Raw genomic sequence first — 25,507 nt, forward strand, 5'->3', positions numbered from 1 at the left:
TCACATGACTAGGAAAGAAATCATTATATTATCTGCAGGAATTGGATTTTTGATCATTTGGATCATTGATTTAAATGCACCTACACCTGTTGAAATCCAAGGAAATTTTTGGTTAGAGATTTACTTTCACTATGTTTGGCTTATGTTTGGTCTAGGTTCACTCCTTTACTTTCAATATTCCAAGAACTTGCGCATCAAGGAAGAAGAAAATAAAGCCAAGGAGCCCAAACAAGATATCCGTAGCCGAGCTATGAAAAGTAACCCGCGCAAAAACTAAGTTAAATGGACCCAGATCCCGGATTATATACCACTCAAGTTGCAGGAATCGTCATTTCCATGATTTTCTCTGCCTTCTTTTCTGGCGTAGAAATGGCCTTTGTTTCCTGCAATAAATTGTATTTTGAACTCAAGGCAAAGCAAAATATCTTGAGTGCCAAAATCATTTCCAACTTCAATCAATCCCCTTCCCGCTTCATTGGAACCATGTTGATTGGCAATACCTTATCCCTTGTGGCCTACGGTATTTTCATGGAAGAGTTTTTGCATCATCAAATTCTACAATACATCCCCTTTCTTCAAAATGAAATCCTGGCACGTTTATTAGCATCCATCGTCGCCACCATTTTGATCTTAATTACCTCAGAATTTACGCCAAAAAGTATATTCTTAATCAACCCTGATGTTATTTTAGAATTCTTGGCCATCCTCATCTGGATTGTCTATGCGCTCATGTTCCCACTTGTTTGGGTGACAGTAGGCTTATCCAAATGGTTCATCACTAAGGTACTCCGACTGAACTATTCCGAAGAAAAACCCGCTTTTGGTTTAACCGACCTGAATAACTATTTACAAAATTTAAATCGTAAAGTCTCCACGGAAGAAGAGGCAGAAGTAGACACCAAAATCTTCCACAATGCCTTAGAATTTAAACAGGTAAAGGTGCGTGATTGTATGATTCCACGAACTGAAATCACTGCGATAGATTTAGAAGAAGGTATTGAAGGTTTAAAAGAAGTATTTATCGAATCAGGGCATTCCAAAGTATTGGTTTACAAGGAAAGTTTAGAAGATGTATTGGGTTATTGCCATTCATTAGCCTTGTTCAAGAAACCTAAGGATATTCAATCCATATTGACAAGCATTTTAATTGTTCCAGAGGCTATGCCAGCGAACGACTTGATGCTAAAATTCTCCAAAGACAGAAAATCATTGGCATTGGTTGTAGATGAATTTGGAAGCACTTCCGGCCTTGTCAGCATGGAAGATGTCATGGAAAAGATATTTGGTGAAATCCAAGATGAATACGATGATTCCGAAGATTGGGTAGAAAAGAAATTAGATGACCATTCCTATTTATTGTCGGGTCGACATGAGATTGATTACCTTAATGAAAAATACGATTGGAATTTTCCAGAAGGAGATTATGAAACACTGGGTGGTATGTTAATCAGTTTATATGAAGACATTCCCAAAGCCAATGAAATCATCACATTAGCTCCTTTTCAATTTCAGATTTTGACGTCGACCGATGCGCGAATTGATACCGTCAAAATGACGATAGTTGGCAAAATTTCTCCAAAAGAAGAATCAAAAATTAAGCACTAGTTTTCCAAGACGCGTTGTAGGGTTTGGCACTTCATCACCGTTTCATGCCATTCTTTTTCTGGATCAGAGTCTTCTGTGATACCACAACCTGCAAAATAAGTTGCCAAGCATTTCCCCTCGCTTTGATCTACTTTGACCGTCCGTAAGTTAACGAATAAATGTATCTCATCTCCCAAATTAACAGGGCCTAAATATCCAGAATACAATTCACGTGCATGTTTTTCTGCTTGGCCAATCCATGCAATTGCTTCCTCTTTGGGTGTCCCACATACAGCCGAAGTAGGATGCAATAGAGACAATAAAATACCTGGCAATTGAGAAAAATTCAAGGCTTTGGTATCTACGGTAAATTCGGTTTTCAAGTGTAGGAGGTTACCTGCCAAAATCGTTTTTGGTCCAATCTCTTGATATTCTCTTAAACGAGTTTTCTTGAAACATTCGATGATATACCGACACACATAGGCTTGTTCTTCAATTTCTTTTTGAGACCACCGTGCATTTTGTGGAGGGATGATTTCTCCTTGAGGATCTATGGCAGATTGAGTTCCAGCCAAAGCAATAGTACGAAAAATCCCTTGAGCGTCTTGTTCCACCAAAGTTTCTGGAGTGGCACATAACCAAGTACTTCCTAATTCAGGGATGTATAAAGCACAAACAAATGCATTAGGATAAGCTTGACATAATTGACCAAATGCCCTGAGTGGAGAAAAATCAGCCGGGAATTCAACTTCGTCGGTTCTAGAAAGAACTACTTTTTGAAAATGGCCCGATTGTATTTCTTGAATGGATTCATTTACCCAATGCGTAAAATGCTGGTGTTTCTGTTCGTTTTCTTCGACATTGTGCTGGGTTTTCAACAATGAGGCACCTTCAATTTCTTTAGGAACGATGGACTCTTCCAACAATGTCTCAGCTTTTAAAAAATATGGAAGCCCAATGAAGGGTGCTACTAAAAATCCGGCTGGAAAAGTTTCTAAATCCAAAGATCCTAACTTCTCTCCACCAGTAGAATCTACTAAAAAATAGCGTTTATCACTTTTGGGTAATCTCCAAACAGCCATGCCTCCGCGCTTTTGCTGCGTATGTTGCCACAACTGTTCCCAATCGAGCAAAGAGGTTAGGGTGGAAGAAAGCGTAGAAGGCATATTTTATAATTCGAATTTCAAAGTTAAGCAATTCACCATAGGACCACTTATCGTGTTGTGCAATTTTAGTTATTTTTCTATCAAGGTGGTCAATGATTCATTTCACGTACCATACCCTATCAATCCCTTAGAATCTATAACCCATAAATTACAATTCTGTTAGAGCTTGCTTCAAAATCGAATACGATTGCTTTTTCTTTTCCCCATCAAATATATAGGTAGCCACCATCAATTCATCTATACCTGTTTCTTGAATAAATTCACCTACTTTATTTCGGAGTGTTTCTTGACTGCCATAAAAACTACATGTCAGCATCTTGTCTGCCATCGCTCTAATTTCAGGAATTTGGTAAGCTTCTGGTAAAGGGCCTGGAGGAGCTAAAGGCACTCGACGATTGGTGATAATACCCACAAACATGCGGATTAAACTACTTCGAAGGAAGGCTGCCTCCTCATCTGTGTCGGCCCCTACTACGTTCACACAAGCCATCACATAGGGTTTATCCAATTGGGAAGAAGGAATAAAATTCTTACGATAAATATCAATAGCCGTTCTAAATTGAGCAGGGGCAAAATGAGCAGCAAATGCATAAGGTAAACCCATTTTAGCGGCCAAATAAGCGGAATCAGTACTGGACCCTAAAATCCAAATAGGCACTTCAAGACCCTCAGCAGGAAAGGCCCTAACTTGAGCCAAGCTATTTTCTTCACTGAAATACAATTGCAATTGCTCTACATCCTTGGGGAAATGATAGGCTGTATCCATATTATCCCTTCTCAAGACCCGAGCGGTTTGCTGGTCTGTACCCGGGGCACGACCCAGTCCTAAGTCGATCCGATTAGGATACATGGATGCCAAAGTACCGAACTGCTCGGCTATCACTAAAGGACTATGGTTCGGTAACATGATACCTCCTGAACCTACCCGAATACGGGATGTTTTACCTGCAACATGACCTATCAAAACGGAGGTTGCCGAACTCGCAATAAACTCCATATTATGATGCTCAGCTAACCAGATTCGGTTAAAACCTAAAGTCTCCGCATGTTGCGCTATTTCCACGGTTCTTTCGATGGCCGTGCTTGCTGTTCCGCCTTGTGGGATAGGGGCAAGTTCTAATACGGATAGGGGGATTTTAGGCATGTATTTTTATTGGGATAAAGAAATTTAAACTTCATTTCTTATAAATATGTTCCCTTATTTCTTTATAATTTCACTTGTCGACTATAATACTGATCATCCACCTTACCATCTAGGTCAAAATCCTCTATTCCCCAATACTCGATTTGATTTTTCTTGATTTTAAATCTAAACTTATAGGTGATGCGCTTCGGAATGGTATCCTGAATGATTAAAGTATCTTGAATAATCTTCCATGTTCCGGCAGGGTCATAGGTAGTCTTTCCTTGAAGGTTACGGTGCAAAGAATGGTAGGTACCATCTGCAGCGTAGGTGGTTTGAATATTTTTAGACTTCATTTTTGCTTCCCAATTCTTTCCAAGTACCTCCATGTTTTGCGTGCTATCTGAATTTTTATAGCTAGGCATGGTGATTTTTAAATGTGCAATTTGCCAAGTACCAATAATAGCTTTTGAAGTAGATTGACTGCAAGAAAATAGGCCTAATTCAGAAAGAATAAGTATTCCTACAATTATGATGCTTGGAGTTTTCATATGGAATTGCTTTAATCTAATTCTGAAAAACTAAGCCGACAAAATCGCCACGGTCAATCGACTCACGCAGACTAAATCACCCTGTTCATTGTGTATCTTGATATCATATACATGCATGGTTCTACCTATCCGAATTGGGGAGCATGTTCCTATTACCCATCCTTCACGTACTGCTTTTAGGTGATTGGCATTGATCTCCACACCTACAGCTTTCATGGTAGCAGGATCTTTGGCGACTAGCATAGTCGCTATACTTCCCATAGTTTCCGCTAAAACCACGGATGCTCCTCCGTGCAATAGCCCAAAGGGTTGTTTGGTCCTGTGATCCACGGGCATACGGGCAGTGAAATACTCGGGGTGAACTTCTAGAAATTCGATTCCTAGGTGCTCAATCATATTGCCTTTACTGAAGCTATTTAGTTGTTCTGAAGTGATGGATGTATTAAACATATATTTCGTATTTTTGTGCCTAAAATTCGCAATAATTTACTAATTCCAACCTCAATTCGCCTTTTTTATGCACCCTATCAAAGACATTTACCTAATTCGTCACGGAGAAACTGATTATAATAGAATGGGGGTGGTACAAGGAAGTGGCATTGACGCTCATTTGAATGAATTAGGACGTCAACAAGCTCAGGCGTTTTTTGATCATTATGAAGATTTATACATTGATAAAATTTACACCTCTGCTTTAGTACGTACACACCAGTCGGTAGATGGCTTTATCAAGAAGGGAATTGCTTGGGAACAGCATGCAGGATTGAACGAAATTTCTTGGGGAAATAAGGAAGGGAAGTCGCCCAACACGGAAGACGACCTTTACTATAAAAATTTGACCAGAACTTGGCGAGAAGGGAACATTCATGTACCTTCGGAAGAGGGTGAGAGCCCAGTGCAGGTTTTGGAAAGACAAAAACCCGTGGTTGATTTAATCCTTTCACGTCCAGAAGAGCAGGCTATTTTAATCGCTATGCACGGTCGGGCTATGCGGGTTTTATTGACTCATTTATTTGAACAACCACTACACAAAATGGATGATTTTGCCCACAGCAATCTCTGCTTATACCATTTACAATATTCTTACCCAGAGCGTGCATTCAAATTAGTGAAAGGTCCCTTGACTGAACACTTGAGGCACTTACCTGATTCCATGTAATTATGAAGAGACAAAAGCTTTATTGGGTTTTACAATTTTCTGGCTGGTTCGCCTGGACACTCAATGAGGCTTTATTGTACACCATGCAATATGGTTGGCGATGGGCATGGCTCTATGCATTCGTAGGAAATATTTCCCTCGCTATTTTATTGACGCACCAATACAAAAGGATTACCCAAAAATTTCAATGGCAGAATTATCCATTGTTTAAACTTTTGAGGATTAATCTTCAAGCGCTTTTGGTGATGGCTACTGTCTTGTTGGCCTTTAACCTACCCTTGGATTTTGCCTTATTGCAGGAGAATTATGAGGTTAAATTAAATACCTTCATCATTCTTCAATACCTTTTCAATTTCATGAAACCCTTGGCCATTTGGCAGTTGATTTATTTCTTCTTCCAATACTCCCAAAGGAAATTAGAGATTGAAAGGCAAAACGACCAATTGGAGCGAACCATCCAGGAGACAGAAGGGAAGGTTTTACGTGCCCAAATGAACCCTCACTTTGTGTTTAACGCGCTGAATAGCATTCGGGCATTAATTACTGAAGACCCTAGCAAAGCGAAGAAAGGCATAAACCAGTTGTCCAAATTACTTCGAAGTTCTTTGCTGACAGAAAGAAAAAAAACGATTCCATTATCTGAAGAAATAGAGACGATTGTTGATTACTTATCCTTGGAGAAAATCCGATATGAAGAACGTTTGTTTTGGGAAGTTCAAATACCTAAAGAGCATCTAAAAGCGGAGGTGCCCCCCATGATTTTACAAACTTTAGTAGAAAATGCGATTAAACACGGCATCTCACATTCTGTCAAAGGAGGTACTATCTTGATTCAAGCACATAAGGTAGGTAACTTATTGCATGCCTATGTCATTAATCCAGGGACCATTAAAACCAAAGAAAGTGAAACGGGTGTTGGAATGAAAAACTCCATTGCTCGTTTGAAGATATTGTTTGGAGAGACCGCTCAACTAAGGCTTAAACCTTTCGACAAAAATCAAGTGATTGCCGAATTAATTATACCTTATCTTGTGCCTTAATTCCTGTGTTAATTATAAAATAAACCCTTTATGAACGCTATTATCATCGACGACGAACGTTTAGCTAGAAATGAACTAAAACGTTTATTAGAAAATTTCCCACATATCCAGGTCATTGGAGAAGCGGCAAATACCGATGAGGCTGGGGCCTTGATTGAAGAATTACACCCTGACGTCATTTTCCTAGATATCCAAATGCCAGGCAAAACGGGGTTTGAATGGCTTGAAGAATGGGATGGCTATTTGCCTGAGGTAATTTTTACGACGGCTTTTGATGAATATGCCTTGAAAGCATTTGAAGTCAATGCCCTTGATTATGTCTTAAAGCCAATCGAACTTTCGCGTTTAAGTGAGAGTGTTCAAAAATTAGAAAAGCAATTAGCCAATAAAACCAAATCTCATCCAGAACAGGTTTCTGTTTCTCCTCAACATTATTTAAGTGCACAGGATCAAATATTTGTGAAAGATGGAGAGAAATGCTGGTTTGTTCGCTTAGACAAAGTACGTTTATGCGAATCCATGGGCAATTACGTACGTTTATTTTTTGATGACCAAAAGCCTTTGGTATTGAAATCTTTGAATGCTTTGGAAGACCGTTTGGATCCTAAAGTATTTTTCCGTGCTAACAGAAAACACATCATCAATCTCAATTTTATTGAAAAAATAGAGCCTTGGTTTTCAGGAGGGTTGCAAGTAACATTACAAGGAAAAGGAGAGAAAATCGAGATTTCTAGAAGGCAGTCGATTCGTTTCAAGGAATTACTCTCCCTCTAATTTTTCATCTTTTTCTTTCTTCTTGTGAGAAGGCGCTTCACCAAGCACATATCCATAAGCCTGCAATGATGGTACATAGTCAAAAATTACTTTGACTATGGCTGTCAAAGGCAAAGCCAAGATCAGACCTGGAATTCCCCAGAGCATTTCCCCCAACAATAAGGCTAGCATAGCTACCATCGGATTAACACTTACTTTAGAGCCTATCACCACTGGTGTGATGAAATTTGCCTCGATAAACTGTACGGCAGCTACCCAAGCTATAACGGCAAAGGCGTGGGATGGACTCAACACGATTAAACTTAAAACAATGGGGCCACTTGCGCCCATCCATATTCCGATGTAAGGAATCAGCAATAATAAGCCCGTTAGAATTCCAAAAAAGTAAGGGTAATCTACCCCAATCCACCAGAAGCCAATGGTGTTCAAAATGGAAACAATGAGCATCACCACCATTAAACCAATCAAATACCCTTGGACCACTTGACCTGTTTTACTCATGATCCCTTTTAATATATGTGTTTCCGTATTAGGGAAAACCATTTCTAAAAATTGGGCGAAAAAACTGCGGTAATACAAGAAGAAGAAAACGAAAATGGGAATAAGTATGATGGTGGTTATGGAATGTATAATGGTGCCAAAGGTGGTTGTCAAAATTGTCCCTGAATTTTTCAAAAGATTGATGGTCTGATTACTGATTTCGACCATTTGTTTTTTCCGCGAAATATTGAGATTTCTGGACAAGAAACTCTGTAAACTAGAAATGTAGGATTCGGCTTTTTTAATGAAAATAGGCCAATCCGAAGCAAATTCAACCATTTGAACCGTCAAAATAGCTAAAATACCTGCTAAAACAGCGACCGTAATGATGAGGCAAATAGCGATGGAAACCGAACGAGGAAGCCCTTTTCTTTCTAACCAAGAGGCTAGAGGTAATAAAAGCATGGCCAAAATCAATGCCGCCGCTAAAAGGATCAATAAATCCTGCAAAAGGTATAATCCCAAAACCAATAAGGAAATGGAAATTAAAACAGAGGCTAAACGGACAATATAGGAGGATTCTTTCGCCATAAACCAAAGCTAATGATTAAATTTAGTCGAAAAAAATTAATAATTTGGTAATATAGCCCTCTCTATATTTGCAGCAAGTTTTAAAAGCACTTCACTAATTTCATCCTATGAGCCAGGCAGCAGCCAATTCGACAAAAATTCTCTTGGTAGATGATGATCCTGATATTTTAGAATTATTGGAATACAATCTAGCTAAAGAGGGATTTGTGTTAGCGAAAGCGTCAGATGGGAAGGAAGCCATTGCGATTGCGCAAGATTTTAATCCTCAATTAGTGATTTTGGATGTAATGATGCCTGCCATGGATGGCATAGAAACGGCACGTCGGATGAAATCCATGCCGGAATTAAAAGACGCCCTTATTTTATTTTTAACTGCTCGCGGGGAGGAATATACCGAAGTGGCAGCTTTTGATGCTGGAGCACATGATTACATCATCAAACCTATAAAACCACGTGCTTTGGTTAGTAGAATCAAAGCCATGTTAAAGCGAGAAACGGTAGAAGATAATCAAGAAGTTATTGATATTGGGGGCTTGCATATTAATCGTACTCAATATGCGGCGACCTTTGATGGGAAGGCTTTGGTTTTACCTAAGAAAGAATTTGAACTATTGTCATTTTTGGCTAAAAACCCCAATAAAGTCTTTAACCGAGATGAACTTTTGGAGAAGGTTTGGGGATCTGATGTGTATGTGGTGGAGAGAACAATTGACGTACATATCCGTAAACTGAGGGAGAAAATTCCTGAATATTACATCAAAACATTGAAGGGTGTTGGTTATTTATTTTCGATTGAAAAGAATTAATTCTAGCACAATTCCATCATTTATAGGTAAATTGCGCCCTCAATGAGGGGTTCTTATTTAATTCTAGCACTATTTTTTTTGATGCATTCCTTGGCGGCACAAAGCCCTAAGCGGGAATTGCGTGGAGTTTGGGTAGCTACCGTACAAAACATCGATTGGCCGTCAGCTAGAAATTACAATAGCATTAAACAAAGAGAGGAATTTATTGACCTGATTGATTCACATCATCAAACAGGCATGAATGCCATTTTTGTACAAGTTCGCTGTGCTGCAGACGCACTTTATGCTAAAAGTACAGAACCCTGGTCAGCCTATTTATCTGGTTTTCAAGGACAGGCTCCAAGTCCATATTATGACCCTTTGGAATTCATGATAGAACAGAGTCATGAACGAGGCATGGAATTCCATGCTTGGTTAAATTTGAATCGGGCCACCATGTCTGCTAAAACCATATTGAGTTCAGACCATTTAGCTCGACGGCATCCAGAATGGCTGTTTTCCTACAATGGTCAACTGATATTGAACTTTGGTATACCCCAAGTACGTCATTACATTGCTGAATTGGTCAAAAACTTGATCAAAAATTACGATGTCGACGGAGTCCATTTTGACGATTATTTTTATCCCTATCCCATCAAAGGAGCGACTATTCCAGACGAAAAAACGTTTCAGCAGTACAAATTTCCAGAGGAAAGCCTGGCAGATTGGAGAAGGAGAAATGTGAACATGCTCATTCAAGAAATTGCTGAAACCGTAAAATCGACCAAACCTAAAGTTAAATTTGGTATCAGTCCATTTGGAATTTGGAGACATCAAAGTATTGACCAGGAAGATGGTTCACCTACACGGGCTGGTTTACAATCATACGATGATTTATTTGCTGATACGGAATTATGGATTAGAAAAGGTTGGGTGGATTATTTAGCACCGCAATTGTATTGGGGAACAACACATCGTGTAGCGCCTTACAAGGCACTGGCTACATGGTGGAGTGAACATAGTTTTGATCGGCCTATTTACATGGGGCATGCAGCCTATCATTTGAGTGATTTGTGGGCACCTGCTGAGTTGGCCAAACAATTAAGCATTTCCAGAAGTTTACCTAAAGTTCAAGGAGCCATTTATTTCAGTTCTCGACAGATTAGTCAGAATACCAAAGGATGGAGGGATAGTTTGAGAACAAAGCATTTTGAGCATATTGCTTTAGTACCCCCGATGTTGTGGATAGACAGTATAGCTCCTACCGCTCCTCATCAGGTGAATTTAGCAAAGGAAAAAGACCAGTGGATTTTACGCTGGAAGGAAGGTGAACCAAGTTTGGACAATGACCCACCGAGGTATTATTTGGTATACCGAATTCAAAAAGATGAAATTGAACCTTTGGATAAAGCGGAAAACATTATTTATAAAGGATCAGACAAACAATTAATTATTGATTCGAAATGGATCAAATCGGGTACTGGATTTGTTGTAACAGCTTTGGACCGATTGCATAATGAATCTATTCCGGGTACTATTCAATGGATAGTTCCTAATGTAGTTGAATAAATTGATGAACATGAAATTCTTGCATTTATCTGTTAAAGAAATTACGGAAGAAACGAATGATACCAAAACGATACATTTTTGGCATCCAATTCATGAGGCTTTAAGCTATCATTCGGGACAGTTTTTAACGGTGATTCCTGAGATTGACGGGAAAAAGGTACGTCGTAGCTATTCTTTATCATCATCTCCTTTGATTGACCACTCTCCTGCAATTACGGTGAAGCGGATTGCTGGAGGAGCTGTATCCAATTTTTTATGTGATCAAATTCAGGTAGGTGATAGTGTGGAGGTGATTGAGCCCATGGGCAACTTTTATGTTGAGCCTCAAGCCAATGCAAGCAAAACCTATGTTTTCATGGGGGCTGGATCAGGCATTACACCTTTGATTTCTATGATTAAAACCTTGCTAAAAGGAGAACCACAATCAAAAATTTATTTGATTTATGGGTCCAGACATGAGGGTCAAATCATATTCAAGAAAGCATTGGATCAACTGGAACTGGACTATGCTGGTCGTTTTCAAGTTTTACATATCATTAGTCAACCAGCTTCCAATTGGCCTGGTTTAAAAGGACGAATCAATAAAGCTTCTACTGTTTATTATTTGAAACAAGAATTTGGTATAGATATCTCTTCAGCCCATTATTACTTATGTGGTCCAGCTGGGATGATGGATGAAATCCAAGAAGCCTTAGGGATGTTTGATGTACCAACTGCTCATATTCATCGAGAATTATTTCATAGCAATCCACAAACGGAGGAAGTAGAAGATGATGGTAGTTTAAAAGAACAAGAAATCACCATTATTTACGAAGGTAAGGAACATAAAATCACAGTAAAGCCGAGTGAAACCATTTTGGAAGCGGCCTTATCTGCCGATGTGGATATGCCTTATTCTTGTCAGGCCGGCATGTGTACCGCTTGCATGGGCTTGTGCAAAAGTGGTCAAGTGGTGATGGACGAGGAAGATGGATTGACTGATAATGAAATCAAAAAGGGCTATGTACTTACTTGCGTAGCACATCCAATGTCTAGTGGCGTCGTCATTGATTTGGATTAGATTATCAGGTTCTTGATTCAATAAAAAAATCGTTTTTTCGTTAACCTTGACAGCGTTTAAAACGCTGTCAAGGTTAAGCATTTTAACTAAAAATCTCGAGGATCCCAAGCTACCCGAGTATTGTCAAAAAGTTGGCTCAATCGGCGCATATCCTCTGCAGATATACGAAAATCAAATACATCCATATTCTCTTGAATTCTCGCTCTTTTAACCGATTTGGGGATGGTTACTGCCCCCAATTCCAAGTTCCATCGTACCAATAATTGATACGTATTTTTACCATAATGCGCAGCTATTTCATTCAATACTAAGTCATCTTTCTTCCAACCGCGAACCAAAGGAGCATATCCTTCCACTTGAATATCATGTTGCTGATTAAACGCCAATTCCTCAGGCATGTAGCAAAATGGACTTAATTCAAACTGATTAACAGCTGGACAAATATTGGCATGAAGAAATAATTCCTCTAGGTGGTTTTGGTAATAGTTTGAAACGCCAATGGAACGACATAATTTCTGTTCATAAAGCGTCTCCAAGGCTTTCCAGGTTTCTTTTCTATAGGAATCCTTAGGCCAATGGATTAAATATAGGTCTAGGTATTCCAAGCCCAAATCATTTAGTGATTTTTCAAATGCTCGTAAAGTAGTATCATATCCCATATCATCCATCCAGACTTTGCTAGTAACAAACAATTCCCCTCTAGATACCCCAGATTCTATGATTCCTTGGCCCACCTCTTTTTCATTACCGTAAATGGCCGCTGAATCAATCAAGCGTATTCCTAAATCCAAGGCATCTAAAACAGATTGTTTGACCTCATTTTGCTGTTTGGGTGCATATAAACCTAAGCCCAATTGAGGCATTGAAATGCCATTGTTTAATGTTACAAATGGTATGTTCATTTTTGAATATTCTATAGAATGATTAAGGTTGATTAACTCGACAAACTTGGTATAAGGGTTATTTTTTTGAGTGGCTGGAGGAACTCTAAGTTCTTTGGATTTTTTTATGTTGATCAGGTTTATGAGTTTTTTTTTGGGGGACTCTCCTCCTAGATTTGTCAACTTTTGAAAAGTTGACAAATCTAAATAAAAATCAAGGCAAAATGATGTAATAATTATCAGGCATTTGATTTCTTCCTATCAACAAACCTATTTTTTCATCTGCAAAAGCCAAATACCTTGTGTATTTTTGTAAAAAATTAATCGCATGAGTAGAACGATAAGCGTAGAAGCGCCTAATAGAAATTTCCTTCCTTCTGATTTCCAACTAAGTACTTGGGAAAGTGTATTACCCTATTTTGAAAAACTAAGCTCTTTGAGCATTCAAAACCTAGAAGAATTAGAGCAATTTTGCATCAGTCGATCGGAATTAGAAAGCTACTTATCAGAAAATTTCGCTTGGAGATATATCAAAATGTCTTGCGACAATCAAAATGAGGGCCTTCAAAAAAGTTACCAACAGTTTGTCAATGACATCATGCCCAATGCATCTATTTACGAGGATGCTTGGAATAAAAAAGTAGTAGAATCCGGTTTTGCCGATCAATTACCCGCCCATGGTTATGGTATCATGCTTCGTGGCATGAAAAAGGCGATTGAAATATTTCGTGAGGAAAACATTCCACTTTACACTGAGCTATCCAATCTTTCCACCGAATATGGCGCATTGACAGGCGGATTGATGGTTGAAATAGATGGACAAGAAAAAACACTTCAGCAGGCCAATGCCTATTTGGAATCAACAGATCGAAATAAGCGGCAAGAGGTCTATTTACTCGTTGCCAATAAACGATTAAGTATTAAGCATGAACTGAATGATTTATTCAATAAATTAATTGAAAGAAGACATCAAGTAGCACAAAACGCTGGATTTGACAATTTCAGAGATTACTCCTTTGCTAGTTTGGGCCGTTTTGACTACACCGCTGCCGATTGTTTTGAATTTCATGAAGCAGTAGCTCAGACGGTTGTACCCATGGTTAATAAGCAAGCTGCCAAAAGAAAAGAAGTTCTTCAATTGGATGCATTAAAACCTTGGGACAAAGCAGTAGATCCATGGGGAAGAAAACCTCTGGTGCCATTTACTACTGCAGATGATTTATTAAGCAAAACCATCCAAGTCTTTGATGAACTGGACCCTTTCTTAGGAAATTGCCTGAAAGAAATGGTTAAGTTAAATCGTTTTGATTTAGACTCAAGAAAAGGTAAAAACCCAGGTGGTTACAATTACCCATTAGAAGAAAGTGGCTTCCCATTTATCTTCATGAATGCAGCTGGTCAAGTGCGAGATATGGTTACCTTGTTACACGAAGGTGGACACGCCGTACATTCCATTGTAACCAAAGATTTAGCATTAAATACCTTTAGAAATGTCCCATCAGAAGTAGCCGAATTGGCATCCATGAGCATGGAACTACTCACTATAGATCATTGGGATATTTATTTCCCAAATCCAGAAGAGGCAAAAAGAGCTAAAATCAAGCACTTAGAGGATATTTTAGAAACCTTACCTTGGGTAGCCACCATAGATGCCTTCCAACATTGGATTTATGAAAACCCCAATCACAGTCAAGCGGAGCGAGATGCCACTTGGTTGGAAATCATTGCACGCTTCTCAGATAATATCACGGATTGGTCCGATTTGGAAGAAATTAAAACCAACATCTGGCAAAAACAATTACACTTGTTTGAGGTGCCATTTTATTACATTGAATATGCCATTGCTCAATTAGGCGCATTAGCTGTTTGGAGAAATTATTGCCGTCAACCGAAGCAAGCTTTAGAACAATACTTGCAAGCCTTAGAATTAGGTTATACTGAACCCATGAAAACAATTTATGCTGCAGCAGGTATTGAATTCAATTTTAGTAAAGCCTACATTGCTGAATTAATGAGCTTTTTAGCTGAAAAAATCAAAAATTTAGAAGAAAGCTAAGCGGCTTATTTAAAGAAATTTTTTTTGTACCAAATTTGGACTTATTTTTGCACTCGGATTTTTTACACAACTATATGAAATTGAAAAGTTTATTGCCTGCCCTTCTTGTTGTAGCTCTAGCTAGCTCTTGCGATTACCAAAAAAACAATCGAATTAAACAAAAAGATGTTCGTCAAGGCGATACTTATGTATACGGTGTTCATCCAGATAGTGCAGCTGCACAAACCAAACAAACTTATACTGCGAAACCTGAATTGGAAGTTAAAGCCAACGAGCTTCGTGCAAAACTATACAGTGCAAAAAAGTAAACAACTTTTGCCCCTGTTCTTCTATATGATAGCCTCCGAGATTTCGGGGGCTTTTTTTATTTGTCTATGAAATAGTCGCGAATAAAATCCAACTGGTAAATCAAGGCCGTATAAATTGCCGCCCATAATAAGGCAGAAATAGCCATAAAAAACAAAATTCGTGGCAGAGGAACTTTAAAAGAGAGGGCCAATAAACTCCCACCAATAGGTGTTAGAAACAAGGGAGTACAGGCTGCTATTCCTTTGATACCAAATTTTGTCCAAATCTTAACCGCCATTCGTGCGCGCTTACTGAATACCAAAGGCTTTTGATTTCGCCATTGAGCGATGTACTTCACCAACCACTGACCTAGACTAATCATAAAACTGACCGTAATCATCATGCCTAACCAGGTAAATAGTATCGTTTCCATCCAACTTAGACCTAGACTAAAACCCGTAATAGGGCCAGCTATGAACTTAATGGCTGTGGCGGCCATAACAGCCGAATAAGAAGACCAATCCATCTTTAGTTCATTTTATATTGACGCACACCCTTATCCAAAAACGCTACAAAATGATCAACATTGGCATCAAAAGCTACTGGAGTCACTAGAGGTGCCCCCTCTTTACGGGGATCCAATAAAACATAATGAGGCTGAGCATTGGAATTAAATCGACTAATCTGAAAATCTAAATTTTGGTCTCCTAGTGTCTTTTTCTCCTGTCCATCTATTTTCGAAATATACCATTGATCAGCTGGCAGCTCCGTTTTATCGTCGCAATACAAAGCTACAATCACATATTCCTCTTGCAAGCGTTTCAACACGTTAGGGTCTGACCAAACATACTCTTCCATCTTCCGACAGTTCACACATCCGTGTCCTGTAAAATCGATGAACAAAGGTTTTCCCACTTGAACAGCATATGCCTTCGCTTCTTGATAATCAAAAAAGCCCGTAAGGCCCAAAGGCAATTCTAAAAAATCACCATATTTAACCACACCTGTAGAGCCTGGCTTGATGCTAACTTCTCCCGAGTTCCCTTTGAAATCTTGACTACTCATAGGAGGTAACCAACCCGACAAGCCTTTCAAGGGTGCTCCAAACATGCCTGGAATCAAATACACAACAAAAGCCAACATGGCCGTAGCAAATAGCGTCCTAGGTATAGAAAGTTTGCCAGAAGGCCCATCATGTGGTAAGGAAATCTTACCAAAAAGATATAAAGTCAAAGCACCAAAAATCGCAATCCAAATAGCCAAGAAAATCTCTCTGTCTAATAAATGCCAATGATAAACTTGATCGGCTACGCTTAAAAACTTGAAGGCTAAAGCAATTTCTAAGAACCCTAGTACCACTTTTACTTCATTCATCCAATTGCCCGACTTAGGCAATTTCTTCATGAACCCAGGAAAAATGGCAAATAAAGTGAAGGGGATAGCAAAGGCGAGCGAAAAGCCTAACATCCCAATGATGGGCTTGACAAAAGCACCTTGAGAAGCTGCAATCAAAATACTCCCAGCCAAGGGTCCAGTACATGAAAATGAAACCAAAACCAAGGTGAATGCCATGAAAAATACTCCAATAATACCGCCCTTATCCGACTTAGCATCTACGGAATTAACCATTCCTGATGGCAATACGATTTCGAATGCCCCCAAAAAAGAGATACCAAAAAAGATAAAAATGACAAAAAATAAGATGTTAGGAATCCAGTGGGTACTTAAGAAATTAGCAAAACTTGCTCCCGCAAAAAAAGCTAATAATGTCCCGAAAAATACGTAAATCAATACAATGAAGGACCCATACAAAAAGGCTAAACCTTTTCCTCCCTTTTGTTTAGTGAAAAAACTCACCGTCATGGGAATGAGCGGATAAACGCAAGGAGTTAATAAAGCTAAAAGGCCTGCACCCATGGCAATCCAAAAAAATTGCCATAAAGATTCAGTAGGAGCAACAGCGGATGCACTAGCTACATCTATTGATTCAGGGATTTTTTTTTTTGCTTCGTCTGTCAAAACATCCGATGCCGCAGCTGAACTTGCGATCACAAAAGGACCTTTGACGGGTACACACAGTCCACTTTCATTGGAACATGCTTGGGAGTCATAAACCCCTTCAACCTTCCAATTTTCAGCAGTTATTTTAATTTTTTGTCTAAATTCTCCCTTTTCAGTAAAATAAGTATACGTTCCATTCCAAATCTCTTTATCAAATTTAGAATGTGGATTAATCGCCTTTAATCCACCCACCAATTCAAAACCAACTGGATTTTTGATGGTAACCGTGGTTACAACAGGACCTAAATCTTTATCAAAATCAGATGAATAGAGGTACCACCCTTTTTCAATTTTTACTTGAAATACAATTTCTGCTTCTTGACCTACAGAAGGCTTAGCTGGCTCCAAAGTCCAAGACCATTTAGCAGGCACTAATTTCTGCGCAAGTACTGGACTAAGCACAAAAAGGAACAAGCTTAAGATGAGTAATTTGTATTTCATAAGTTCAATATTTTCCATACCAAACGTCGTTTGGTATACATCTAGTTCGTGGGAGTGAAATAATTTTCAAAATTAAACAATTTAGTGGATATCTATGACAAATCTATAGAACGGAAAAGGCTATCAATTGGTTTTTCTATTCGGATAAAAAAACGTAATTTTGTGCCCATTCTCACGTAAATACGAACAATACATATCCATGGCTGCAAGCACATTCCCACAACAGCGCGATAACGAAATTTTTTCATTGATTAGTCAAGAAGCACACCGTCAGGAATTCGGTATCGAGTTAATCGCATCTGAAAACTTCACGTCTCCTCAAGTTATGGAGGCACAAGGTAGCGTTTTGACAAACAAATATGCAGAAGGACTTCCAGGGAAACGTTATTATGGTGGTTGTGAAGTAGTGGACGAAGTAGAAACTTTAGCCATTGAGCGTGCCAAAAAATTATTTGGAGCAGCTTGGGCAAACGTGCAACCTCACTCAGGCGCACAAGCTAATGCAGCTGTATTTTTATCATTTTTGAACCCAGGCGACAAGATTTTAGGTTTTGACCTATCTCATGGAGGTCACTTATCACATGGTTCTCCTGTCAACTTTTCAGGAAAATACTTTCAAGCATTTTTTTACGGAGTAGAAAAAGAAACAGGTTTAATCGATTGGGATAAAGTAGAAGCAACTGCTGCCAAAGAAAAGCCAAGATTAATCATTTGTGGTGCCTCTGCTTATTCTCGTGATTGGGATTATGCTCGTTTACGTGCTATTGCAGACCAAGTTGATGCCATTTTATTAGCTGATATTTCTCATCCATCTGCATTGATTGCCAAAGGTTTATTAAACAACCCAATGCAACATTGCCATATTGTTACTACTACCACCCACAAAACCCTACGTGGACCACGTGGAGGTTTGATTATGATGGGAAATGATTTTGAAAATCCATTCGGATTCAAAACATTGAAAGGCGACCTTAAAACCATGTCCGCATGTTTAGACGGCGCGGTTTTCCCTGGAACTCAGGGTGGCCCATTGGAGCATGTGATTGCAGCTAAAGCTATTGCTTTTGGTGAGGCATTAACTCCAACATTTGAAGCCTATGCCAAACAAGTGCAAAGCAATGCTCAAGCAATGGCAAAAGCCTTTTTAGCTAAAGGATATGATATTATTTCAGGTGGTACGGATAACCACTTGATGCTAATCGACTTAAGACCTAAAGGTTTGACTGGTAAATTAGCCGAAAACACCTTGATAAAATCAGACATTACCATCAATAAAAACATGGTGCCGTTTGATGATAAATCCCCATTTGTTACCTCAGGTATGCGTGTGGGAACTGCAGCAATGACTACTCGTGGTTTGAAAGAAACAGAAATGGAGCAAATCGTGGATTTAGTAGATCGCGCTTTGATGAACCATGAAAATGAGTCGGTTTTAGCTCAAGTAAAAACAGAAGTAAATCAGTGGATGAAGCAATTCCCACTTTATTTATAAAAGAAAAACATGGCATTAGATCAAGATTGGGACGACGAGGACCAGGATGAAGATAAGGACGGCACAGAAATGTCGTTTATGGATCATTTAGAAGAATTAAGGTGGCATATTATTCGCTCCTTAGCTTCTATTGTGATATTCACCATCATGGCATGGATTTTCAGAAATGAGATCTTTGGTATCATCATTATGGGACCTACTAAAGTGGATTTCTATACCAATCAAGTACTTTGCCATTTAGCTGAATTAACAGGAATGACTAGCTTGTGTATGCAAGCTGCAGATTTCATTCTTCAAAGTAGGGAAGTATCAGGACAATTCATGATGGCCTTGACTCAGTCTATCATCGTGGGTCTCCTCTTCGCTTTCCCTTATGCCTTTTATGAAATCTGGCGATTTATTCGTCCAGGTTTGAAAGAAAAAGAACAAAAAGCAGCTCGAGGAGCCGTTTTCTGGGTTTCGTTATTATTTTTTGTAGGAGTATCTTTTGGCTATTTTGTGGTAGCCCCCATGGCCATTAATTTCTTGGCGAATTTTAAATTAGATCCTAGCATCCAAAATCAATTTGACATCAACGATTACATCTCGTTATTGTCCATGTTAACCTTGGCTTGCGGCCTTACTTTCCAATTACCGATGATTGCTTTTGTGCTTTCTCAAGTAGGTATTTTAACACCTTCTTTCATGAGAGAATACAGAAAACACGCATTAATCGTGATTTTATTAGTAGCGGCTATCATCACCCCTTCCCCCGATGTGATTTCTCAGTTACTAGTGGCCTTCCCTCTCTTTGGCCTCTATGAAATCAGTATCATCGTTTCAGGAAGAGTATTGCGCAGAAAAATGAGAGAAGAAGCGCTCGAATCGAATTCCTAATCGAGTTCCTAATTAACAAACATGAATTACCTATCCGCGGAAAATATTTCTCGCAATTTGGGTGAAAGATGGGTTTTTAAAAACCTGTTCTTTGGCCTACAAAAAGGAGAGAAAGTATCCCTCATTGGAAAAAATGGTACGGGTAAAACGACCCTAATGGAAACCTTAATGGGTCTCCAAAGCCCCGATGAAGGTAAAGTGACCATCCGCAAAGGCATACGCGTGGGATACCTTCCTCAAAACCCTATTTTTCAGGAAAACGAAGAAGTCCTTAACTATCTATTTTCAGACGATTTGCCAAGTGCACAAGCTATCAAAGCCTACGAAAAGGCCATGATTTCTGGTGATGCCAAAGAACTAGAAGATTCTTTTGCGCTCATGGAAGCCAACAATGCCTGGGATTATGAGGCTAGAGCTAAACAAATCATCACTCGACTAGGTATTCCCGACGGAGATCAAAAAGTAAGTACCCTATCTGGTGGTCAAAAGAAACGACTTTCATTAGCTAAATTATTAATTGAAAGTCCAGATATCATGATTCTGGATGAGCCTACCAACCACTTGGATATTGAAACCATTGAATGGTTAGAAGGTATACTTTCTGGTCCTAACGTCACCGTCTTAGTTGTATCTCACGATCGATATTTCCTTGATAAAGTATGTAATAAAATGCTGGAGCTCAGCAATGGCTCCATCTACACATATGAAGGTAATTATGCCTATTTCCTAGAGAAAAAAGCAGAACGTGAAGCTTCCGAAGCGAGTACGATTTCCAAAGCCAAAAACTTGTACCGCAAGGAGTTGGAATGGATGAGAAGACAGCCCAAAGCACGCGGTACCAAAGCTCAATCACGCATTGATGCTTTTGCTGAAACAGAAGAAGTAGCACATCGCAAAACGGACGATAGCAAACTGGAATTGAATATTCAGATGTCGCGCTTGGGCAATAAAATCATTGAAATCAATCACCTGAAGAAAGCCTGGGGAGAAAAAAAGATTGTCAATGATTTCACTTACACATTCAAGAAGAAAGATCGAATAGGTATTGTTGGGAAAAATGGAGCCGGAAAGACTACTTTCCTTCAACTTTTAACTGGTTTAGAACAACCTGATGCTGGTACCATAGATCCAGGAGAAACTTTGGTGATAGGGTATTATACTCAATTACCTTTTGAATTTAAGCCTGAACAACGCGTCATCGATACTATTACAGAAATCGCAGAAGTGATTCCATATGGCAAAAATGAGTCATTGACTCCTAGTCAGTTCTTAAGCAAGTTTTTATTCCCAACTGCCCAGCAATATACCCCAGTAGAAAAACTATCGGGTGGTGAGAAAAAAAGACTACAACTCATGCAGGTTTTGGTCAAGAATCCCAACTTCTTGATTCTGGATGAGCCTACCAATGATTTAGATTTAGATACCTTACAATTATTGGAAGACTTTCTAAGTGAGTTTCAAGGTTGCTTGCTATTGGTATCTCACGACCGCTATTTCATGGATAATTTGGTCGATCAACTAATATTAGTTGAGGGTGAAGGTGAAGTGAATTTCTTCAATGGAAATTATACGGATTATCGCATTGCGCTTGAAAATAAAGAAAAAGAACCTATAGCAGAGAAAAAAAATCCAGCTCCAGTAGTTGAAAGTAAACCCGCCCCCAAAGGAGCAAAATTAAGTTTTAAAGAAGCGAAAGAATTGGAAGAACTAGAAAAGGATATGGCGGTGATGGAAAGTCAAAAAGAGGCGCTTATAGAACGACTAAGTAAAGGTTCAGACGACTTTCAAGACTTAACAGCTTGGGCAGCAGAAATTGAACGATTAAAAAATAGTTTAGAGGAAAAAGAATTGCGTTGGTTAGAGTTATCTGAGCGCGCTTAAATCATCACCTATGGACGAAGGACAAGTATCCAATGACCCTTTGCATGGCAAAACTTTAGCCTTCATCATGGAGCAATTGGTGGAGCGTTATGGCTGGGAAGAACTGGCACGAAGAATTCGCATCAATTGCTTTGCGATTAACCCAAGTATCAAATCTTCTTTGACTTTTTTAAGACGAACTCCTTGGGCCAGGCAAAAAGTAGAAAACCTCTACATTCGTACTAAATGGTTATAAAAAAAGGCTCCTCTCGGAGCCTTTTTTTATGGATTATCATTCCTAATTCTCAAAATAGATTTCCTTCAAACCATACAGTGGCTTATCCCCTGCATTCGGATTAAAGAAGACAAAATATAAGTTCTGAGAACCCGATACATTCACAGGCATACTAGCATTTCCTGTTGTATTAATATCAATCGAGCCTAAAAGAGTACCGCTTGGGCTACCAGATCTCAACTCTAATTTACCACCAGCCGTTTGACCTGGCATCACAAAAGAAGATACTTGAATCGACTTAATTCCAGTCAAATCAATCATCCCAAAATTGGCATAACCTTTATCGGCAGTAGCAACTAATAACTCGCCAACACCATCAATTTTGTATTTCATGGTTTTAGCTGTTTGGTCAGCAGAAGCTGCAGCTACACGTGAATTACGCAAAGTGATCACTTGTTGACCTGTTGCCGAACCAACCTTTGAACCTCCTTTATCCGTATAGCTAGCCACAAATAAGAACGTACCAGGCTTACCTCCGTCATTGGTCACAAATTCTCCTTTCAATGGTTTGGACGTTTTCTTAGTATCAGATAAACTTAAGATGTAACGAACCATTTCTTTCGCATCATCCGATTTGATTTGAGGGTGAGCAGCCATCATTTGTTCTCCCCAAACTCCACCACCACCAGAAATAACTTTCTTTGCCAACATATCAATATTCGCTGTTGAAGCACGGTATTTCTTACTTACTTCGGTATAAGATGGTCCAATGGACTTCTTCTCTACAGCATGGCATGTTTTACAATCGGACAAATCAATTAAACGCTTTCCATTCGAGAATGAAGTATTGCTTTGATGTCCTTGCTCAATTAAGGTCTTATCAAATCCTTGTAAGTAATTGATATTCAAAACAACATCCTCTTCAGAAATTTTCTTGTTGCTTAATGAACCATCTTCTTTATCATCTACCTTCACTTGGTATTTCACGGCTTTATCATTCCAATAGAATGATTTATTTCCTTCAATACTCACATCGACTTTTGGAATTTCATTTCCAACTTTCACAATAGTTTCAGCTGAACTAACATTACCCTTCGCATCTTTCACCTTCAATACGGCTTTGAACTCACCTGATTTAGAGTAAGTAATAGTTGGATTAGCTAAGGTACTTGTTTGTCCATCTCCAAATGACCAAGCATATTTGATGGCATCTCCATCGTAGTCTAAAGTACCTTCAGATGAGAACTTCACTTTTAATGGTGATGCACCTACTTTTTTATCAGCTGAAATTTCCACTTTAGGAGGACGATTACCGCCATTGTATTCAATCTTGTATAAAGTAGCCTCCTCGTTTTGAGCAAACCAGTTTGGACCATACTCTAATCCATAGAATGTTCCATCTTTCGCAAATTGCATATCAATCGGATGAGAGAACTTCACCGAAGGTAAGAAGCGCTCCATGGAATCAAAATCTCCATTTTGTTTCATGGTGACAGTGTAAACTAAATCTCTCGCCCAATCATAAGCAAACAATTTTCCATCGTAATAAGATGGGAATTTAGTTTTTGAAGTAGCTGGGAAATCTTCTGAATAATAAACGGGTCCTGCCATTGCATTTCTTGAACCTTTTCCAATAACTGGACCAAAGTCTGGTGAATCTACGTATGGATAGAATATAAACGCTTTTTGAGGCTTAGGTAAATGTGCAAAACCAGTATTGTGAGGAGAATCGTTGATAGGAGCCTCTACACTGAACTTAGCCCAAGTACTATCTTTCACAAAATCACGTTGATTATAGGTTTGATTATTTCCAACAAATAAAGGCCATCCAAAATACCCAGCTTCACGAGCCTGGTTTACTTCATCATAACCTCGTGAACCATATTTAGGTGAATTTTCTCCTGCATCTGGACCAACCTCTCCCCAATATAAAAAGCCAGTACGTTGATCCACCGCAATTCGGTAAGGATTACGATTACCCATTACATAAATTTCTGCTTTGGCATGAGGAGTTTTCTCCGGGAATAAATTGCCTTTTGGAATGGTATAAGAACCTTCAGCAGTAGGTTTAATTCGAATAATTTTACCTCGTAAATCATTGGTGTTAGAACTGGTAGCACGTGCATCCCAGCCCGCTCTTCCTGGACGGTTATCGATAGGTCCAAAACCATTGGAATCAAATGGGTTGGTATCATCTCCTGTGGATAAAAACAAGTTTCCTTCCTTATCCCAAGCAATAGAACCACCAGTATGACAACATCCTGTACGTTTTACGGGAACTCGCAATATTACCTTCTCTGTATTCATCAACAAGGTATCTTTCACATCATCATAAGTAAAACGAGATAAATGTTGTGCTGTATCAGGCTGACCTGTTTGTGGAGAATAAAACAAATAAATCCATTTGTTTTGATCATAGTTTGGATCAATATTCATCCCCATTAAACCATACTCAAACTTATTGAAAACATCCAAATGAGCGATAACTTTCGTTTTGCCTTTTTTAGGATCAAACATCTTCAATTTACCTTTTCGCTCAGCAAAAAAGATTTTTCCTTGATTTGTAACGGCTAACTCCGTTGGCTCATCCAAATTACGGTCTAAAGTAATTTTAGTGAATCTGTTTTCTTCTGGAAGTACACCTGTACGTAATTTTTTATTGTAATTGATGTCGGCACCTGAAGCCAACCATTGTAGACCTCCCCAGATATGTTTCAATACTAAATCTTCAGAAAAAGTCTCATGAGTATGTCCCCAGTTAGTATAAAATGCACGACCACCATCAAACTCGTGATACCAAGCCATTGGGTGAAAATCACCCATTTTACCATCTGTGTAAGTTTTTTCGTCTACTGTAACCAAAACCTTAACATCTTTATTAAATTCCTTAATATCATAGAATTCATCCTTGCGAATAAAACTAGCTGGCATGTGAGAAGTAGAAATATGACTTCCGTCTACAACAGTCATTTTACCTTCCTGTACATTAGGTCGGCCAGGATGTGAGGCGAAATACCCGCCAGATAATTTACCATACCAAGGCCAATCATATTCTGTATCCGTGGCAGCGTGAATACCTAAATATCCTCCTCCAGCTTGAATAAAGCGTTCAAATGCATTTTGTTGAGGTGCATTTAAGACATTTCCTGTCGTGTTTAAAAACACCACGACGCGGTATTTCTTCAAATTATTTTCGGTAAATGCCGCAGCATTTTCTGTGGTATCCACTGAAAAACCTTTTTCAGAAGCCATCTTCAAAAATGCAATTTTGCCAGGTTCAATAGAACTATGACGAAATCCTTTCGTAGATGAAAAAACCAAAACCTTTTTACCTTTGAGTACGTTTTTGTCTTGTGCAACAAGTGAGAACGAAAATAAGCATGCAAGACAGATGCTAGCCATGATTCGGACAGTGCCGAAGAAATTGTGTTTCAT

Annotated in this window: 23 protein-coding genes; 14 read left to right on the forward strand and 9 right to left on the reverse strand. The window is 38.9% G+C overall.

Annotated elements, in window-relative coordinates:
* Positions 1 to 4: 4 nt before the first annotated feature.
* Both G9H60_RS04795 and G9H60_RS04800 read left to right on the forward strand, forming a co-directional pair.
* The gene (locus G9H60_RS04795; protein WP_223142965.1) at positions 5 to 277 is read left to right on the forward strand and encodes a hypothetical protein; all 273 of its coding nucleotides are present in this window, start codon (positions 5 to 7) and stop codon (positions 275 to 277) included.
* Positions 278 to 282: 5 nt separating this feature from the next.
* Positions 283 to 1,605: a hemolysin family protein gene (locus G9H60_RS04800; protein WP_223142966.1), complete on the forward strand. Its 1,323-nt coding sequence runs from the start codon at positions 283 to 285 to the stop codon at positions 1,603 to 1,605.
* Here G9H60_RS04800 and G9H60_RS04805 read toward each other — a convergent pair.
* The 4 genes from G9H60_RS04805 to G9H60_RS04820 form a co-directional block, all read right to left on the reverse strand.
* Positions 1,602 to 2,750, reverse strand: a complete 1,149-nt coding sequence (locus G9H60_RS04805) for a chorismate-binding protein (RefSeq protein ID WP_223142967.1) — start codon at positions 2,748 to 2,750, stop codon at positions 1,602 to 1,604. The genes G9H60_RS04800 and G9H60_RS04805 overlap by 4 nt on opposite strands.
* 148 nt (positions 2,751 to 2,898) lie before the next feature.
* Positions 2,899 to 3,894, reverse strand: coding sequence for an LLM class flavin-dependent oxidoreductase (locus G9H60_RS04810; RefSeq protein ID WP_223142968.1), 996 nt, complete (start codon positions 3,892 to 3,894; stop codon positions 2,899 to 2,901).
* A 62-nt stretch (positions 3,895 to 3,956) separates the two neighbouring features.
* Complete coding sequence (locus tag G9H60_RS04815; RefSeq protein ID WP_223142969.1) at positions 3,957 to 4,424, reverse strand: DUF5004 domain-containing protein; 468 nt, start codon at positions 4,422 to 4,424, stop codon at positions 3,957 to 3,959.
* A 30-nt stretch (positions 4,425 to 4,454) separates the two neighbouring features.
* Positions 4,455 to 4,874 (reverse strand): hotdog fold thioesterase, encoded by a 420-nt coding sequence (locus G9H60_RS04820; protein WP_166229982.1) that lies wholly within the window; start codon positions 4,872 to 4,874, stop codon positions 4,455 to 4,457.
* 67 nt (positions 4,875 to 4,941) lie between these two features.
* On the opposite strand from G9H60_RS04820, the gene G9H60_RS04825 reads away from it, so the two are divergent.
* Genes G9H60_RS04825 through G9H60_RS04835 form a run of 3 tightly spaced genes read left to right on the forward strand, consistent with a single transcriptional unit; the run spans position 4,942 to position 7,397 of the window.
* Positions 4,942 to 5,583, forward strand: coding sequence for a histidine phosphatase family protein (locus G9H60_RS04825; protein WP_223142970.1), 642 nt, complete (start codon positions 4,942 to 4,944; stop codon positions 5,581 to 5,583).
* A 2-nt stretch (positions 5,584 to 5,585) separates the two neighbouring features.
* Positions 5,586 to 6,623, forward strand: a complete 1,038-nt coding sequence (locus G9H60_RS04830; protein WP_223142971.1) for a sensor histidine kinase — start codon at positions 5,586 to 5,588, stop codon at positions 6,621 to 6,623.
* A 30-nt stretch (positions 6,624 to 6,653) separates the two neighbouring features.
* Positions 6,654 to 7,397 carry a LytR/AlgR family response regulator transcription factor gene (locus G9H60_RS04835; protein WP_223142972.1) on the forward strand — a complete coding sequence of 248 codons (744 nt, stop codon included), beginning with the start codon at positions 6,654 to 6,656 and terminating at the stop codon, positions 7,395 to 7,397.
* Here G9H60_RS04835 and G9H60_RS04840 read toward each other — a convergent pair.
* Positions 7,383 to 8,468, reverse strand: a complete 1,086-nt coding sequence (locus G9H60_RS04840) for an AI-2E family transporter (RefSeq protein ID WP_223142973.1) — start codon at positions 8,466 to 8,468, stop codon at positions 7,383 to 7,385. The two genes, G9H60_RS04835 and G9H60_RS04840, sit on opposite strands and share 15 nt — an antisense overlap.
* A 107-nt stretch (positions 8,469 to 8,575) precedes the next feature.
* Here G9H60_RS04840 and G9H60_RS04845 point away from each other — a divergent pair, with 107 nt between their 5' ends.
* From G9H60_RS04845 to G9H60_RS04855, 3 genes are read left to right on the forward strand one after another with little or no spacing between them, the layout of a single operon-like run.
* Positions 8,576 to 9,274, forward strand: coding sequence for a response regulator transcription factor (locus tag G9H60_RS04845; protein WP_223142974.1), 699 nt, complete (start codon positions 8,576 to 8,578; stop codon positions 9,272 to 9,274).
* A gap of 42 nt (positions 9,275 to 9,316) precedes the next feature.
* Positions 9,317 to 10,822 (forward strand): glycoside hydrolase family 10 protein, encoded by a 1,506-nt coding sequence (locus tag G9H60_RS04850; RefSeq protein WP_223142975.1) that lies wholly within the window; start codon positions 9,317 to 9,319, stop codon positions 10,820 to 10,822.
* A gap of 10 nt (positions 10,823 to 10,832) precedes the next feature.
* Entirely contained in the window at positions 10,833 to 11,882 is a 1,050-nt protein-coding gene (locus tag G9H60_RS04855; protein WP_317197220.1) for a ferredoxin--NADP reductase, read from the forward strand.
* Between the two features lie 86 nt (positions 11,883 to 11,968).
* On the opposite strand, the gene G9H60_RS04860 is transcribed toward G9H60_RS04855, so the two are convergent.
* Positions 11,969 to 12,784, reverse strand: coding sequence for an aldo/keto reductase (locus tag G9H60_RS04860; RefSeq protein ID WP_223142977.1), 816 nt, complete (start codon positions 12,782 to 12,784; stop codon positions 11,969 to 11,971).
* A 307-nt stretch (positions 12,785 to 13,091) separates the two neighbouring features.
* Here G9H60_RS04860 and G9H60_RS04865 point away from each other — a divergent pair, with 307 nt between their 5' ends.
* Positions 13,092 to 14,819, forward strand: a complete 1,728-nt coding sequence (locus G9H60_RS04865) for a M3 family oligoendopeptidase (RefSeq protein ID WP_223142978.1) — start codon at positions 13,092 to 13,094, stop codon at positions 14,817 to 14,819.
* A 74-nt stretch (positions 14,820 to 14,893) separates the two neighbouring features.
* Entirely contained in the window at positions 14,894 to 15,127 is a 234-nt protein-coding gene (locus G9H60_RS04870; RefSeq protein ID WP_109322027.1) for a hypothetical protein, read from the forward strand.
* A 56-nt stretch (positions 15,128 to 15,183) separates the two neighbouring features.
* On the opposite strand, the gene G9H60_RS04875 is transcribed toward G9H60_RS04870, so the two are convergent.
* Together G9H60_RS04875 and G9H60_RS04880 are read right to left on the reverse strand one after the other, a co-directional pair.
* On the reverse strand, positions 15,184 to 15,633 hold the full coding sequence (locus G9H60_RS04875) for a hypothetical protein (RefSeq protein ID WP_223142979.1): 450 nt from the start codon (positions 15,631 to 15,633) through the stop codon (positions 15,184 to 15,186).
* 2 nt (positions 15,634 to 15,635) lie between these two features.
* Entirely contained in the window at positions 15,636 to 17,627 is a 1,992-nt protein-coding gene (locus G9H60_RS04880) for a protein-disulfide reductase DsbD family protein (RefSeq protein WP_262899948.1), read from the reverse strand.
* A gap of 181 nt (positions 17,628 to 17,808) precedes the next feature.
* Here G9H60_RS04880 and G9H60_RS04885 point away from each other — a divergent pair, with 181 nt between their 5' ends.
* From G9H60_RS04885 to G9H60_RS04900, 4 genes are read left to right on the forward strand one after another with little or no spacing between them, the layout of a single operon-like run.
* On the forward strand, positions 17,809 to 19,101 hold the full coding sequence (locus G9H60_RS04885; RefSeq protein WP_223142980.1) for a serine hydroxymethyltransferase: 1,293 nt from the start codon (positions 17,809 to 17,811) through the stop codon (positions 19,099 to 19,101).
* A gap of 9 nt (positions 19,102 to 19,110) precedes the next feature.
* Entirely contained in the window at positions 19,111 to 19,977 is an 867-nt protein-coding gene (gene tatC / locus G9H60_RS04890; RefSeq protein WP_223142981.1) for a twin-arginine translocase subunit TatC, read from the forward strand.
* Between the two features lie 21 nt (positions 19,978 to 19,998).
* Complete coding sequence (locus G9H60_RS04895; protein WP_223142982.1) at positions 19,999 to 21,858, forward strand: ABC-F family ATP-binding cassette domain-containing protein; 1,860 nt, start codon at positions 19,999 to 20,001, stop codon at positions 21,856 to 21,858.
* 10 nt (positions 21,859 to 21,868) lie between these two features.
* Positions 21,869 to 22,093 (forward strand): VF530 family protein, encoded by a 225-nt coding sequence (locus tag G9H60_RS04900; RefSeq protein ID WP_223142983.1) that lies wholly within the window; start codon positions 21,869 to 21,871, stop codon positions 22,091 to 22,093.
* Positions 22,094 to 22,135: 42 nt separating this feature from the next.
* Here the strand turns inward: G9H60_RS04900 and G9H60_RS04905 are convergent, their stop codons facing one another.
* A complete protein-coding gene (locus G9H60_RS04905) occupies positions 22,136 to 25,474 on the reverse strand; it encodes a ThuA domain-containing protein (RefSeq protein ID WP_262899949.1) in 3,339 nt (1,112 codons plus the stop codon).
* Between the last annotated feature and the right edge of the window lie 33 nt (positions 25,475 to 25,507).

This window comes from Aquirufa aurantiipilula (assembly GCF_019923745.1).
GTDB classification, from domain to species: Bacteria; Bacteroidota; Bacteroidia; order Cytophagales; family Spirosomataceae; genus Aquirufa; species Aquirufa aurantiipilula.

Bases quoted from the DNA above. Each gene is read 5' to 3' on its own strand.
- G9H60_RS04795 (WP_223142965.1), top strand. From the start codon at position 5: ATGACTAGGAAAGAAATCATTATATTATCTGCAGGAATTGGATTTTTG.
- G9H60_RS04800 (WP_223142966.1), top strand. From the start codon at position 283: ATGGACCCAGATCCCGGATTATATACCACTCAAGTTGCAGGAATCGTC.
- G9H60_RS04805 (WP_223142967.1), bottom strand. From the start codon at position 2,750: ATGCCTTCTACGCTTTCTTCCACCCTAACCTCTTTGCTCGATTGGGAA.
- G9H60_RS04810 (WP_223142968.1), bottom strand. From the start codon at position 3,894: ATGCCTAAAATCCCCCTATCCGTATTAGAACTTGCCCCTATCCCACAA.
- G9H60_RS04815 (WP_223142969.1), bottom strand. From the start codon at position 4,424: ATGAAAACTCCAAGCATCATAATTGTAGGAATACTTATTCTTTCTGAA.
- G9H60_RS04820 (WP_166229982.1), bottom strand. From the start codon at position 4,874: ATGTTTAATACATCCATCACTTCAGAACAACTAAATAGCTTCAGTAAA.
- G9H60_RS04825 (WP_223142970.1), top strand. From the start codon at position 4,942: ATGCACCCTATCAAAGACATTTACCTAATTCGTCACGGAGAAACTGAT.
- G9H60_RS04830 (WP_223142971.1), top strand. From the start codon at position 5,586: ATGAAGAGACAAAAGCTTTATTGGGTTTTACAATTTTCTGGCTGGTTC.
- G9H60_RS04835 (WP_223142972.1), top strand. From the start codon at position 6,654: ATGAACGCTATTATCATCGACGACGAACGTTTAGCTAGAAATGAACTA.
- G9H60_RS04840 (WP_223142973.1), bottom strand. From the start codon at position 8,468: ATGGCGAAAGAATCCTCCTATATTGTCCGTTTAGCCTCTGTTTTAATT.
- G9H60_RS04845 (WP_223142974.1), top strand. From the start codon at position 8,576: ATGAGCCAGGCAGCAGCCAATTCGACAAAAATTCTCTTGGTAGATGAT.
- G9H60_RS04850 (WP_223142975.1), top strand. From the start codon at position 9,317: ATGAGGGGTTCTTATTTAATTCTAGCACTATTTTTTTTGATGCATTCC.
- G9H60_RS04855 (WP_317197220.1), top strand. From the start codon at position 10,833: ATGAAATTCTTGCATTTATCTGTTAAAGAAATTACGGAAGAAACGAAT.
- G9H60_RS04860 (WP_223142977.1), bottom strand. From the start codon at position 12,784: ATGAACATACCATTTGTAACATTAAACAATGGCATTTCAATGCCTCAA.
- G9H60_RS04865 (WP_223142978.1), top strand. From the start codon at position 13,092: ATGAGTAGAACGATAAGCGTAGAAGCGCCTAATAGAAATTTCCTTCCT.
- G9H60_RS04870 (WP_109322027.1), top strand. From the start codon at position 14,894: ATGAAATTGAAAAGTTTATTGCCTGCCCTTCTTGTTGTAGCTCTAGCT.
- G9H60_RS04875 (WP_223142979.1), bottom strand. From the start codon at position 15,633: ATGGATTGGTCTTCTTATTCGGCTGTTATGGCCGCCACAGCCATTAAG.
- G9H60_RS04880 (WP_262899948.1), bottom strand. From the start codon at position 17,627: ATGGAAAATATTGAACTTATGAAATACAAATTACTCATCTTAAGCTTG.
- G9H60_RS04885 (WP_223142980.1), top strand. From the start codon at position 17,809: ATGGCTGCAAGCACATTCCCACAACAGCGCGATAACGAAATTTTTTCA.
- tatC (WP_223142981.1), top strand. From the start codon at position 19,111: ATGGCATTAGATCAAGATTGGGACGACGAGGACCAGGATGAAGATAAG.
- G9H60_RS04895 (WP_223142982.1), top strand. From the start codon at position 19,999: ATGAATTACCTATCCGCGGAAAATATTTCTCGCAATTTGGGTGAAAGA.
- G9H60_RS04900 (WP_223142983.1), top strand. From the start codon at position 21,869: ATGGACGAAGGACAAGTATCCAATGACCCTTTGCATGGCAAAACTTTA.
- G9H60_RS04905 (WP_262899949.1), bottom strand. From the start codon at position 25,474: ATGGCTAGCATCTGTCTTGCATGCTTATTTTCGTTCTCACTTGTTGCA.